Origin of the sequence: Pseudomonas sp. CYM-20-01, assembly GCF_023169845.1 — a bacterium.
Lineage (GTDB): Bacteria > Pseudomonadota > Gammaproteobacteria > Pseudomonadales > Pseudomonadaceae > Aquipseudomonas > Aquipseudomonas azotoformans.
This window is the reverse complement of sequence record NZ_AP025169.1, coordinates 3,982,773-3,995,717: the sequence shown is the minus strand read 5'-3', so window position 1 is coordinate 3,995,717 and position 12,945 is coordinate 3,982,773. Positions and strand designations below refer to the sequence as shown.

At 61.1% G+C, this 12,945-nt stretch carries 13 protein-coding genes; 6 read left to right on the top strand and 7 right to left on the bottom strand.

The genetic code is table 11. The annotated features are described in order from the left end of the window. The first annotated feature begins 38 nt into the window (after window positions 1–38). Together M2497_RS17730 and M2497_RS17725 are read left to right on the top strand one after the other, a co-directional pair. Window positions 39–2,294: an Orn/Lys/Arg decarboxylase N-terminal domain-containing protein gene (locus tag M2497_RS17730; protein ID WP_248482007.1), complete on the top strand. Its 2,256-nt coding sequence runs from the start codon at window positions 39–41 to the stop codon at window positions 2,292–2,294. 8 nt (window positions 2,295–2,302) lie between these two features. After that, entirely contained in the window at window positions 2,303–2,884 is a 582-nt protein-coding gene (locus M2497_RS17725) for a GNAT family N-acetyltransferase (protein WP_248482005.1), read from the top strand. On the opposite strand, the gene M2497_RS17720 is transcribed toward M2497_RS17725, so the two are convergent. Further along, window positions 2,881–3,774, bottom strand: a complete 894-nt coding sequence (locus tag M2497_RS17720) for a LysR substrate-binding domain-containing protein (protein WP_248482002.1) — start codon at window positions 3,772–3,774, stop codon at window positions 2,881–2,883. The two genes, M2497_RS17725 and M2497_RS17720, sit on opposite strands and share 4 nt — an antisense overlap. 109 nt (window positions 3,775–3,883) lie before the next feature. Here M2497_RS17720 and M2497_RS17715 point away from each other — a divergent pair, with 109 nt between their 5' ends. Then, entirely contained in the window at window positions 3,884–4,228 is a 345-nt protein-coding gene (locus M2497_RS17715) for a hypothetical protein (RefSeq protein WP_248482000.1), read from the top strand. Window positions 4,229–4,289: 61 nt separating this feature from the next. Here the strand turns inward: M2497_RS17715 and M2497_RS17710 are convergent, their stop codons facing one another. After that, entirely contained in the window at window positions 4,290–4,526 is a 237-nt protein-coding gene (locus M2497_RS17710; RefSeq protein ID WP_058426290.1) for a hypothetical protein, read from the bottom strand. Window positions 4,527–4,754: 228 nt separating this feature from the next. Here M2497_RS17710 and M2497_RS17705 point away from each other — a divergent pair, with 228 nt between their 5' ends. Continuing rightward, the gene (locus tag M2497_RS17705; RefSeq protein WP_248481998.1) at window positions 4,755–5,312 is read left to right on the top strand and encodes an NAD(P)H-dependent oxidoreductase; all 558 of its coding nucleotides are present in this window, start codon (window positions 4,755–4,757) and stop codon (window positions 5,310–5,312) included. Between the two features lie 42 nt (window positions 5,313–5,354). Here M2497_RS17705 and M2497_RS17700 read toward each other — a convergent pair whose 3' ends face one another. Next, window positions 5,355–5,984 carry an NAD(P)H-dependent oxidoreductase gene (locus M2497_RS17700; protein WP_248481996.1) on the bottom strand — a complete coding sequence of 210 codons (630 nt, stop codon included), beginning with the start codon at window positions 5,982–5,984 and terminating at the stop codon, window positions 5,355–5,357. Between the two features lie 95 nt (window positions 5,985–6,079). Here M2497_RS17700 and M2497_RS17695 point away from each other — a divergent pair, with 95 nt between their 5' ends. After that, complete coding sequence (locus M2497_RS17695) at window positions 6,080–6,931, top strand: LysR family transcriptional regulator (RefSeq protein ID WP_248481994.1); 852 nt, start codon at window positions 6,080–6,082, stop codon at window positions 6,929–6,931. 6 nt (window positions 6,932–6,937) lie between these two features. On the opposite strand, the gene poxB is transcribed toward M2497_RS17695, so the two are convergent. Beyond that, complete coding sequence (poxB, locus tag M2497_RS17690; protein WP_248481992.1) at window positions 6,938–8,662, bottom strand: ubiquinone-dependent pyruvate dehydrogenase; 1,725 nt, start codon at window positions 8,660–8,662, stop codon at window positions 6,938–6,940. A 77-nt stretch (window positions 8,663–8,739) separates the two neighbouring features. Then, complete coding sequence (locus M2497_RS17685) at window positions 8,740–9,972, bottom strand: NADH:flavin oxidoreductase/NADH oxidase family protein (protein WP_248481990.1); 1,233 nt, start codon at window positions 9,970–9,972, stop codon at window positions 8,740–8,742. Window positions 9,973–10,042: 70 nt separating this feature from the next. On the opposite strand from M2497_RS17685, the gene M2497_RS17680 reads away from it, so the two are divergent. Further along, entirely contained in the window at window positions 10,043–10,447 is a 405-nt protein-coding gene (locus tag M2497_RS17680; protein WP_248481988.1) for a MerR family transcriptional regulator, read from the top strand. Between the two features lie 40 nt (window positions 10,448–10,487). Here the strand turns inward: M2497_RS17680 and M2497_RS17675 are convergent, their stop codons facing one another. Both M2497_RS17675 and M2497_RS17670 read right to left on the bottom strand, forming a co-directional pair. Then, the gene (locus M2497_RS17675; RefSeq protein ID WP_058426285.1) at window positions 10,488–10,982 is read right to left on the bottom strand and encodes a DUF934 domain-containing protein; all 495 of its coding nucleotides are present in this window, start codon (window positions 10,980–10,982) and stop codon (window positions 10,488–10,490) included. Further along, the gene (locus tag M2497_RS17670) at window positions 10,966–12,624 is read right to left on the bottom strand and encodes a nitrite/sulfite reductase (protein ID WP_248481986.1); all 1,659 of its coding nucleotides are present in this window, start codon (window positions 12,622–12,624) and stop codon (window positions 10,966–10,968) included. The genes M2497_RS17675 and M2497_RS17670 overlap by 17 nt, the downstream gene beginning before the upstream one ends. Between the last annotated feature and the right edge of the window lie 321 nt (window positions 12,625–12,945).

Here is a 12,945-nt window from a genome sequence, read left to right as displayed (position 1 = left end):
TACCCTTGAGTGCATAGCCCTCAGGACGACAAGCACTCATGTACAAAGACCTGAAGTTCCCCGTCCTGATCGTGCACCGCGACATCAAGGCCGACACCGTTGCCGGTGACCGGGTCCGAGGCATCGCCCGGGAGTTGGAACAAGAGGGCTTCAGTATTTTCTCTGCAGTGGACTACGCCGAAGGCAGGCTGGTGGCGTCGACCCATCATGGCCTGGCGTGCATGCTGATCGCCGCCGAAGGCGCTGGCGAAAACACCCACCTGCTGCAGAACATGGTCGAGCTGATCCGCCTGGCGCGGCTGCGGGCGCCCAACCTGCCGATCTTTGCTTTGGGTGAGCAAGTCACCCTGGAAAACGCGCCCGCCGACGCCATGAGCGAACTCAACCAGTTGCGCGGCATCTTGTATCTGTTCGAAGACACCGTGCCGTTTCTCGCCCGGCAAGTCGCCCGTGCGGCCCGCACGTACCTGGATGGCCTGTTGCCGCCGTTCTTCAAGGCGCTGGTGCAGCACACGGCGGATTCGAACTATTCCTGGCACACGCCTGGCCATGGCGGCGGCGTCGCCTATCGCAAGAGCCCAGTGGGGCAGGCGTTTCATCAATTCTTTGGGGAAAATACCCTGCGCTCGGACTTGTCGGTCTCGGTGCCCGAGCTGGGTTCGCTGCTGGATCACACCGGGCCGCTGGCCGAAGCTGAAGCGCGCGCCGCGCGCAACTTTGGCGCCGACCACACCTTCTTCGTGATCAACGGCACCTCCACCGCCAACAAAATCGTCTGGCATTCCATGGTTGGGCGCGATGACCTGGTGCTGGTGGACCGTAATTGTCACAAGTCGGTGCTGCATTCGATCATCATGACCGGCGCCATCCCGCTGTACCTGTGCCCGGAGCGCAACGAACTGGGGATCATCGGCCCGATTCCCCTGAGCGAGTTCAGCCCCGAGTCGATCCGCGCCAAGATCGACGCCAGCCCCTTGACCCGTGGCCACCCGCCGAAAGTGAAGATGGCGGTGGTCACCAATTCCACCTACGACGGCCTGTGCTACAACGCCGAGCTGATCAAACAGCAATTGGGCAACAGCGTCGAGGTGCTGCATTTTGATGAGGCCTGGTACGCCTACGCGGCGTTTCATGAGTTCTTCGCCGGGCGCTACGGCATGGGTACCTCGCGCACGCCGGACAGTCCGTTGGTGTTCACCACTCACTCGACCCATAAACTGCTGGCAGCCTTCAGCCAGGCTTCGATGATCCACGTGCAGGATGGCGGCGCACGTCAACTCGACCGTGACCGTTTCAACGAAGCCTTCATGATGCATATCTCCACGTCGCCGCAATACAGCATCATTGCCTCCCTGGACGTGGCCTCGGCGATGATGGAAGGCCCGGCCGGACGCTCGCTGTTGCAGGAGATGTTCGACGAAGCCCTGAGCTTCCGCCGCGCCCTGGCCAACCTGCGCCAGCATATCGCCGCCGAGGACTGGTGGTTTTCCATCTGGCAGCCACCGTCGGTGGCGGGGATCGACACGGTCGTCACCGCTGATTGGTTATTGCACCCCCAGGATGACTGGCATGGCTTCGGTGATGTAGCCGAAGACTACGTGCTGCTGGACCCGATCAAGGTGACGCTGGTAATGCCTGGTCTCAATGCCGGCGGGGCCTTGAGCGATTGCGGGATCCCGGCGGCGGTGGTGAGCAAATTCCTCTGGGAACGCGGCCTGGTGGTGGAAAAGACCGGGTTGTATTCCTTCCTCGTCTTGTTCTCCATGGGCATTACCAAAGGTAAATGGAGTACCTTGCTCACCGAATTGCTGGAATTCAAGCGCAGCTACGACGCCAATATCAGCCTGGCCAGTTGTTTGCCATCGGTGTTTGCCCAAGGGCCGACGCGCTACCAAAGCATGGGCTTGCGCGACCTGTGTGACCAATTGCACAGCTGTTATCGCAGCAACGCCACGGCCAAGCATTTGAAGCGCATGTACACCGTATTGCCGGAAATCGCGATGAAGCCCGCCGACGCCTACGACCAATTGGTGAGGGGCGAAGTGGAGGCGGTTTCCATCGACGCCTTGCCAGGACGCATCGCAGCCGTGATGCTGGTGCCTTATCCGCCCGGCATTCCATTGATCATGCCGGGCGAGCGCTTTACCGAGTCGACGCGCTCGATCATCGACTACCTGGCGTTTGCCCGGACGTTCGATAGCAGTTTCCCCGGTTTTGTCGCCGATGTTCATGGGTTGCAACACGAAGATGACGGCAGTGGTCGTTGTTACACCGTCGATTGCATCAAGGGTTGAGGATGGTTATGCAGGCTGTAATGAACCCGAAGTATCCGGGGCTCAGTGTACGGGTCGCCGACGAGGGCTTTGATGCCTACGTGTGGGGCAATGACTTCAGCTTTGAGGTCAGCGCCTACGGTGAGCCGCAAATGGGCAAGCGGGTCGACCAGTGGCCCGTGGAGCGTATCTTGCCGTACCGCAAGTGCTACGGCATTGACCCTGAGGAGTTCGCCAGTTTCCGTGACGCGCCCGACAGTGCGATCTTCATGGCTTACCTGGACGACCGCGCGGTGGGGCACATCGTGGTCAGCACCAATTGGAACGGCTTTGCCCATGTCGACGAGTTGGCGGTGGCCCTGCCTGCGCGACGCCATGGGGTGGCCAAGGCGCTGCTGGATGTGGCGCAGTTCTGGAGCCGCAAGAAAAGCCTGCCCGGCATGATGCTCGAAACCCAGAACAACAACCTCGGTGCCTGCCGCTTGTACGAGCGTTGCGGCTATGTGATGGGCGGCATCGACCATCTGCGCTATCGCGGTATCGACCCGCAGACCCGCGAAGTGGCGATATTCTGGTATCGGTTGTTCAAAAGCGAAGCCGACAACGCTTAACCCGCCAGCAAACCCTCGGCCTTCTGCGTCACGATCTCCAGCAACGCATTCAACGCCGGGGAGGTCGGGCCATCCTTGAGCGTCAGCGCATACAGGCTGACCATGATCGGCGGCGACACCGGGCACGCATCCAGCCCGGCCTCGCGTGCGCCGAACGCGGTGAACGGGTCGACCACCGCCAGGCCTTCGCCTGCTTCCACCATGCTGCGCATCATCTGGTAGGTCTGCACCCGCGTCTGCACTACCGGCAGCGGGCGCAAGGCTTGCAGCTTGGCGTCCAGCAGGCGGCTGAGGGGGTCCTGGCCCTCCAGGCCGATCATCGACTGCCCGGCGAGGTCCTGCAGCGCAATGTACTTCTGCTTGGGTTTCAGCCAGCCATGGGGCGCCAGCAGTTGCAGCTTGCCCTGGGCGAGTACGGTGCAGTGGATCTGCGGGTGTTCCGGGTCATGCAGGCTCAAGCCCACATCGGCTTCGTGCAGCAGCAGGCTCCTGACGATCTCGCGGGTGGGCTGGCTCGACAGGTTGCAGGGCGTGTCCTGGAAGCGGCGGCGCAATACCGCAATGCTTTGCGGCAACAGCTGATTGGCCAGGGGCGGTGTGCAGAGCACGCGCAGGGTAGGGGCATGATGGTTTTTCAGGCGGCTGGCCAGGCGTTGCACCGGCTCCAGGGCCTCATACACATGGGCAATTTCCGCCTGCAGTTCCAGGGTTTCCCGGGTGGCCTGCAAGCGCCCGCGTACGCTGGCGAACAGCATGAAGCCCAATTGCTGCTCGGCGTCCTTGAGCGCCGCGTCCACCTCGCCCACGGAAAGTTGCAACCATTCGGCGGCCGTGCCGAGGTGTCCGGTCTGCAAGATGGCCTGAATCACTTCGATATGACGTAAACGCATCGCCGGAGTCTATGTGCAGCGGGCCGGGTATTCAATAGAATGGCTGCGCTGATCATTAACGACCAAAGCCGGCTGCCGGCATTAACAACAAAAACAGGTCTGGTCTCACATGCCTCTACCCTCGATATTCCTCGGGGTAACGGTCAAGCAACTGCTGGTCCTGGTGACCGTAGGTTGCGTGGCTGCTTATCTCTTCAACAGTCAAAACGATACCGCGCCGGAGAACCTGGCACTTGAAGCGTTTATCCGTTCCCAGGAACAGGTCGTCGAACAGGTGGGAGCGGTGCTGGGTATTGAACTGGTCAGGCAGGTGGTGGCGCATCCAGGCTACAACACGGCAGGCTACCAGCGTTCCATGTTCGCGGTGGAGGGTGAGCGGGGGCGATTGGTGGTGACCGTGAAGAAGGTCGAGGGCGAGCAGGGCATTGAAGTCACCGAGCTCCGCCGTCCGTGATCACCCCAGCCCAGTCAACGCCGTCAATGGCCAGGACTGAGCAGGTGGATAAGGCGGGATCTTATGACGCGAGGGTGGTTTGCGATTCGCGCACGAGAATGGTGCCCGACTGGATCAGCTTGAATTCGTCGCCTTCCAGTTTCTCTACACGGTCGCCAATGGCCAGCTTGTAGGTAATGGTAGGTGCCGAGCCAGCCAGGTCGCCTTGCGCCGGGTTGGATTCCTGGAACTCATGCACCGAATACACGCGTCCTTCTGCGTCTCTGGCATGAAACTGTCCGACTAATACTGCTGCCATCTGTTTAGAACCTCTGGAGATAAACACTCGATTTGCGGTTCTGTAGACCGTCATGGAGCGGGGTAGTTTACTTACGGAATAAAAATACTATTCGCCGACGTTTTCAGATGCTTCCTACATAGTGTTGCGCAGTGCAAACAACCGCAGGATTATCAAAACCTTCTGGTGAACCGGTCGCGAAGACTCTATAACTACAAGCTCCTTTTAGTCAGACGTCGGGAAACCCCAATGAGCAAGGTCTACACCGTCGCCGTCGTGGTCGGCAGCTTGAGAAAAGACTCTATCAACCGCAAGGTCGCGCTCGCATTGGCCGAACTGGCCCCTGCCAACCTGAAGTTGAACATTGTGGAAATTGGCGATTTGCCGCTCTACAACGAAGACATTGACGGAGCATCACCGCCGGCAGCCTACAGTACTTTCCGCAAACAGGTGAGCTCATCCGACGCGGTGTTGTTCGTGACCCCGGAATACAACCGCTCCGTCCCGGCCCCGTTGAAGAATGCCATTGACGTGGGTTCCCGGCCCTACGGGCAGAGCGCCTGGAGTGGCAAGCCTGGCGCGATCATCAGCGTATCGCCGGGTGCGATTGGCGGGTTCGGCGCCAACCATCACCTGCGCCAGTCCCTGGTGTTCCTCGATGTGCCGTGCATGCAGCAGCCGGAGGCTTACCTGGGTGGGGCGGGCGCCGTGTTTGATGAGGGGGGCAAGGTCTCCGAGAAAACCAAGCCGTTCCTGCAGGCCTTCATTGACGCCTATGGCAAGTGGGTGGCCAAACAGCACGGTTGATTACAAGGAGGCCCGGCCGCAATGGCCGGGCTTTTTTGCGGGTCAGGCCAGTTGATCTGCCAACAACAGAGCGAGCGCCGTGTTGTTGAGGCGTGATGCCTGATCGACCTCCGGCCCCAGGATGGTCTTTTCCACGTACAACGAATGCACGTCCGTCACCCCGATAAAGCCCAGCCAGGCGTCCATATAGGGCTTCTGGAAATCCATCGCCTGGGCGTCCGGCGCCGAAAAATCCATACCCCGCGCGTACACATTCACCGCTGTCTTGTTGCGCAATAACCCGCGCAGGCCGTGCTCCGGGCTGAACTCGAACAGCACATCTTTCTGCGACACCACATCGATAAAGTGCTTGAGCTTGTAAGGCACCGCGAAATTCCACAGCGGCACCGAGAACACCAGCACGTCAGCCTGATGCAGCTGGGCGGCGAGTGTTTTGAGTGCAGACCAGGCGATGGCTTGTTCCTCAGTCAACGGCGTACCGCTGAGCCCGGCGTACTTGGCGTCCATCACCGGGCCGTCGAATTCGGGCAGCTCCAATGCCCACAGATCCAGCGTATTCACTTGGGTGTCCGGCGCGTTTTGTTGATAGCGGGCAATAAACTGGCGAGCGATTTCCAATGATGCGGAGCGTTGTTTGCGCGGTGAGCATTCGATGTGCAGGAGCGTAGTCATGGCAGGCCTCGGATAAAGATGACCCGAGCATTGCAACATAGCGTTGATTGAAATATAAATCGTGTTTTACTAGCTCATTGATTGCGTATCAAAATATGTTCGATAGCGTATTGCTCAAAACCTTCGTCTGCGTCGTGGATGAGGGCGGCTTCAGTCGCGCCGCCGAGCGTTTGCACCTCACGCAATCGGCGGTCAGCGGGCACTTGCGGCGCCTGGAGGAACAGGTGGGCAAGCCATTGCTCACGCGCACCACGCGTTCTCAACAGCTGACAGCGGACGGCGAACGCCTGATGGCGTATGCGCGGGGCATCCTGGCGTTGAATCGTAATGCCTGGGCCGAGCTGACGCGCTCGGCGTTCCAGGGAAACCTGCGCGTAGGCGTGTCGGAAGAGTTTGCGCAGGCACGCCTGTTGCGCGAGTTGCAGGAAGTCGCCGCGCACTATCCCGGTATGCAAATCACTGTACAGGTCGGCATTCCCGGTTCGCTGCTGGCGTTGATGAAGCAGGGCGAACTGGATGTGGTGGTGGGATCGTTGTGTGAATCCAGCGAGCCCGGCCTGGCGTTGTGGCAGGAACCGCTGGTGTGGGCCTGGTCCGCGCAGCCGATGACGACATTGCCTGCGCCCTTGCCCCTGGCGTTGTTTCCCGAACCATGCCCTTACCGCGAAGCGGCGCTGTCACGCCTGGCCCAGGCCGGCATCGCCCAGCGCACCGCCATGCTCTGTACGAGCTACGCCGCGCTGCATGCCGCTGCATTGGCCGGGTTTGCCATCGCCCCCATCGCCCGTAGCCAACTGGTGCCCGGCTTGACGGTGCTCGGCGCCGAACACGGTTTACCCGCGCTGCCCGATGCCGAATTCCGCCTGTTCAGTGCGCCGGACGCCGACCCTCGCCTGGTCGAGGTGATCACCCAGGTAGTGGTCCGCTACGGCGCTTCCTTGCGCTAGCGCGGCTCAGCGCAGCCAGTTGGTGCGGGCCAGTTCGATGACTTCATCGCCGCGGCCGCTCATCACCGCCTTGAGCATGTACAGGCTGAACCCCTTGGCCTGTTCCAGCTTGATGGTCGGCGGCATCACCAGTTCCTGAGTGGCGGTGACCACATCCACCAGTACCGGGCCGTCATGGGCCAGGGCGCGGCGCAGGGCCGGTTCCAGGTCCTCGGATTGCTCCACGCGGATGCCGAGGATACCCATGGCATTGGACATGGCGGCGAAGTCCGGGTTTTTCAGCTCGGTGCCGGCGTCCAGGTAGCCCGCCGCCTTCATTTCCATGGCGACAAAGCCCAGGGACGAGTTATCGAACACGATGACTTTGACTGGCAAGTTCAGCTGCGCCAGCGAGATGAAGTCGCCCATCAGCATGGCGAAACCACCGTCACCCGACATCGAGATCACCTGGCGGCCCGGGAATGCTGCCTGCGCGCCAATGGCCTGGGGCATGGCGTTGGCCATCGAGCCATGGTTGAACGAACCGATCAGGCGGCGCTTGCCATTCATCTTCAAATAGCGTGCAGCCCACACGGTGGGGGAGCCGACGTCAGCAGTGAAGATCGCGTCGTCATCCGCCAACTCGCTGAGCAAGCGTGCCACGTATTGCGGATGGATCGGTCGATTGGCCTTTGACGGCTGAGCCAGGTCATCCAGCCCTTGGCGGGCTTTTTCATAATGCTTCAAGGACGTGTCGAGAAAGCTGCGATCGGTCTTGCGCGTTAACCGCGGCAGCAGCGCACTGATGGTTTCGCTGACGTCAGCGGCGATGCCCAAGTCCAGCGTGGCACGGCGACCGAGCGCTTGGGGGTTGCGGTCGACCTGGATGATCTTGGCGTCGGTGGGGTAGAACTGGCGGTAAGGGAAATCGGTGCCGAGCATGATCAGCGTGTCGCAGTCGAGCATGGCGTGGTAACCGGAGCTGAAACCGATCAGGCCGGTCATGCCTACGTCGAACGGGTTATCCCACTCCACATGCTCCTTGCCACGCAGGGCGTGCACCACGGGAGCGCCCAGTGCGTCGGCGAGGGCGACCACTTGATCATGGGTGCCGGCGCACCCGCTGCCGCACAGCAGGGTAACCTTGCGGCTGCTTTCCAGGATATCGGTGAGGCGTTGCAGGTCCTGTTCCGCCGGCAGCGTGCGCGGTGCATGCAGGGCAGGCCACGGCTTGAGTTTGTCCTCGACCTCCAGCAGCGATACATCGCCCGGTATTACCACCACGGCCACGCCGCGATTGAGGATCGCCGAGCGCATGGCGCGATGCAGCACCTGAGGCATCTGCTCGGGGTTGGTCACCAGTTCGATAAAGTGGCTGCACTCCTTGAACAGTTCTTGCGGATGGGTTTCCTGGAAGTAGTTCAGGCCAATCTCTGAGGATGGAATTTGTGCGGCAATCGCCAGTACCGGCACATGGTTGCGATGGCAATCGAACAGCCCGTTGATCAAATGCAGGTTGCCCGGCCCGCAACTGCCGGCGCACACCGTCAGCTCGCCAGTAGCCGCCGCTTCGGCACCGGCAGCAAAAGCCGCCACTTCCTCGTGACGCACGTGCATCCATTCGATGCTGTCCATGGTGCGCAGCGCGTCGGTGAGGCCGTTGAGGCTGTCGCCGGTCAGGCCCCAGATGCGCTTGATGCCCGCCTGTTCAAGGGTGGTCGCCAGTTGCTGGGCCAGGTTGATTTTCGCCATGAAGAACTCCAATCGTCAGTGAGGTTAAAGACTGCTGATCAATAGGGGACAGTTCGATCACGGCGAATGCTCCGCCTTTAATGTGAAGATTGCGTCATGGCTGCACGGTATTGCCGGGTGCGTCGGGCCAGAAACCATTGGTCACGCACCAGCGCCATGCAGGGCGCGACGTTGGTCTTGGGCAAATGGCCGCGGCTGAGGCGGCGCATCTGGTAGCGCACCACGGCGAGAATGGCCAGGGAGGCCAGGGGCTTGCGCTTCCAGTCGATGGGTTTGAGTTGCGGGTTGGGGTCGCGGCCTTCGCGCCAGTGCTGGATCAGTTGTGGCTCCAGCGTCAGGGCGGTGGCGATACCGGCCATGGCGATGCCGCTGTCGAGCACTTGTTGCACGATGGGCAGGCGACGGATGCCGCCGGTGACCATTACTGGCATCTGGGCAATGGCCGCGACTTCGCTGGCGAATTCAAGAAAATACGCCTCACGGGCCAGGGTCCGGCCGTCGCGTGCTTCGCCTTGCATGGCCGGTGCTTCATAGCTGCCGCCGGACAATTCCAGCAGGTCGATGGACAGCGGATTGAGCATCTCGACCACGGCGCGTGCATCCGCTTCTTCGAACCCACCACGCTGGAAATCAGCGGAGTTGAGTTTGACCGACACACAAAACGACGGGCTGACACAGGCACGCACCGCACGGATCACGTCCAGTAGCAGGCGTGCACGGTTCTCCAGTGAACCGCCCCAGCGATCCGTACGTTGGTTGCTCAATGGCGACAGGAACTGGCTAAGCAAGTAGCCATGCGCACCGTGGATCTGCACGCCGGTGAAGCCGGCTTTTTCGGCCAGGCGTGCGCTGGTGGCGAAGCGCTGGATCACGTCCTGGATGTCGGCCTCGGTCATGGCCTTGGGCGTGGCAAACATCTTCGAGAAACCGCCCAGGTCGAGCGCCACGGCGGACGGTGCAATGGCCTGCTGGCGCAGGTTGGCGGGTGTCTGGCGTCCTGGGTGGCTGAGTTGCACCCAGAAGTGCACGTTCTTGCGCCGCGCCACGTCTGCCCATTCGCGAAAGCGCTGCAGTTGCTGCTCGTCCTCAAGGGCGACGCCGCCGGGGCCGGTCATGGCGCGGCGGTCGACCATCACGTTGCCGCTGATCAACAGGCCCGGCTCGCCATCGGCCCAGGCCGCGTAGAGCTGCATCAACTCAGGGGACGGCGCTTGCCGGGCATCCGCCATGTTCTCTTCCATCGCCGCCTTGGCGATACGGTTGGAAAGGACTTGGCCATTGGGCAGTTGCAGGGCTTCAAAGGGTGACATGGGTTGACTCCTGAGCGGGGGAGGCCTCAGGCTAAGCTTAAAGGTAACTTTAAGGTCAAGCAGGCATTCGATGAATATTGGCGAACTGGCAAAACAGAGTGGGCTGGCGGCGTCGCGTATCCGGTTCTATGAGTCGCAAGGCCTGATCAGTCAGGTCGGGCGCCAGGCCAACGGCTATCGACGCTATGCACCGGAAGCACTACAGACCCTGCAACTGATCCAGAGCGCGCAGCAGGCCGGGTTCACCTTGCAGGAGCTCAAGGCGCTGATGCCCGCGCCAGGGGAGCACAAGCGTGAGGAGCTGATCGAAGCACTGGAACGCAAGGTGATGCAGATCGAAGAAATGCAGGCACAACTGGCCCACAGCAAGGCGCAACTACTGGGTGTGCTCGAGGCGGTGCGAGCGCAGCCGGAAGGGGTGCCGTGTTCGATGGGGCAGAAGCAAGTGTTGGCGTCGATCAAATCCAACCCATGAAAAAACCCTGGCATTGCCAGGGTTTTTCATTTGCAGCGATTCAGCGCCGGCGGAACAACGGCAGTGGCTCATCCGTTGCCGCCTGGTACGTCACCGAGAAGTCCTGGAGACTTTCCAGTGCTTCGTACGGGTCTTTGTCCGCGCGCAGGGCGAAAGCATCGAAGCCGCAGCGGCGCAGGTAGAACAGCTGGTCGCGCAGCACGTCGCCGATCGCACGCAACTCACCCTTGTAACCGTAGCGGTCACGCAGCAGGCGCGCGTTGGAGTAGTTGCGACCGTCGGTGAAGGCCGGGAAGTTCAGGGCGATGACCTGGAAGTGCTCCACGTCATCACCGATTTCCTCGGCTTCTTCATCGGCGTCCAGCCACACGCCCAGGCCGCCGTCGCGGGCCTTGAGGGCATGGCCGTGTTCGCGCCACAGGGCCAACGGCACGATCAGGTCGTCGCAGTTGGAGATGCCGTCGAAGCTCGCGTCCTTGGGCAGCAGGTGCCAGGTTTCGTCGAGGACTTCGTTGTTCTTAATGATTCGCTGCATAGACGCGCTCCTTGAACAGGTCGATGCCGATGCGCTGGTAGGTGTCGATGAAACGCTCATCTTCGGTGCGCTGTTCGATGTACACGTCGATCAGCTTGCCGATCACCTCGGGCATGGCTTCCTGGGCGAAGGATGGGCCGAGGATCTTGCCCAGGCTCGCATCGCGGCTGGCGCTGCCACCCAGGGACACTTGGTAGAATTCTTCGCCTTTCTTGTCCACGCCCAGGATGCCGATGTGGCCGACGTGGTGGTGACCACAGGCGTTCATGCAACCGGAGATGTTCAGGTCCAGCTCGCCGATGTCGAACAGGTAGTCCAAGTCGTCGAAACGGCGCTGGATCGATTCGGCGATCGGGATCGACTTGGCGTTGGCCAGGGAGCAGAAATCGCCGCCCGGGCAGCAGATGATGTCGGTCAACAGGCCGATGTTCGGCGTGGCGAAACCACCTTCGCGCAGCTCGCCCCACAGGGTGAACAACTGGCTCTGCTCAACGTCCGCGAGAATGATGTTCTGCTCGTGGGAGGTGCGCAGTTGGCCGAAGCTGTAGCGCTCGGCCAGGTCGGCGACGGCGTCCAGCTGCTTGTCGGTGATATCGCCCGGCGCGACGCCGGTAGGTTTCAACGACAGGGTCACCGCCACATAGCCCGGCTTCTTGTGCGCCAGGGTATTGCGCACACGCCAGCGGGCAAAACCTGGATGTTCTTTGTCCAGTGCTGCGAGCTCGGCGTCCTGATTGCTCAGGGCCTTGTACTCAGGGTCGACGAAGTGCTTGGCCACGCGGTGCACTTCGGCTTCGGTCAGGGTCGTCTGGCCACCGCGCAGGTGTTCCATCTCGGCGTCGACTTTCTGGGCGAAGACTTCAGGGGTCAGGGCCTTGACCAGGATCTTGATCCGGGCCTTGTACTTGTTGTCGCGCCGGCCGTAGCGGTTGTAGACCCGCAGGATCGCGTCGAGGTAGCTCAACAGGTCCTGCCACGGCAGGAACTCATTGATAAAGGCGCCGACCACCGGGGTACGGCCCAGGCCGCCACCCACCAGGACACGGAAGCCCAGCTCGCCTGCCGCGTTGTGCACCGGCTCCAGGCCGATATCGTGCACTTCGATGGCCGCACGGTCCGAGGTCGAGCCATTGATGGCGATCTTGAACTTGCGCGGCAGGTAGGCGAATTCGGGGTGGAAGGTGGTCCACTGACGGACGATTTCACACCACGGGCGTGGGTCGATCAGCTCGTCGGCGGCCACCCCGGCGAATTGGTCGGTGGTCACGTTGCGCAGGCAGTTACCACTGGTCTGAATGGCGTGCATCTGCACGGTAGCCAGTTCAGCCAGGATGTCCGGCACGTCTTCCAGCGCCGGCCAGTTGAACTGTACGTTCTGGCGGGTACTGATGTGGGCGTAGCCTTTGTCGAAGTCACGGGCAATCTTGGCCATCATGCGCGTCTGGCGCGATGTCAGCTGGCCGTAGGGCACGGCCACCCGCAGCATCGGCGCAAAGCGCTGAACATAAAGGCCATTTTGCAGGCGCAGAGGGCGGAACTCTTCTTCGCTCAGTTCACCTGCCAGATAGCGTCGGGTCTGATCACGGAACTGCTTGACGCGGTCCTCGATGATGCGCTGATCGTATTCGTCGTATACGTACATATAGGTCCTGTTCTCGGCAAATCTGCGCGCACGGCCGCGCACTCCCAACGGAGCCGGCGCACGATACCAGTTTGCGTTTATGCGCAAAAGTGATGTTTGAGTATATGCAAATAACCAAATTGACTAATGAGAACGGTTATCGCGATACCCACATTTGTCATGCGGGCAATCGTCAACTTTACTGTGAGCGTGTTTAAGCGTTATCTCCTATAAAACCGACAAGAGGCGATGCGATGAGCAATCCGACAAAAGCCCGTAAGCCCGACAGTACCGTGGACGCCTGGGCCATTCTGTTTCTGATCATCCTGGTGGTGGGAACCG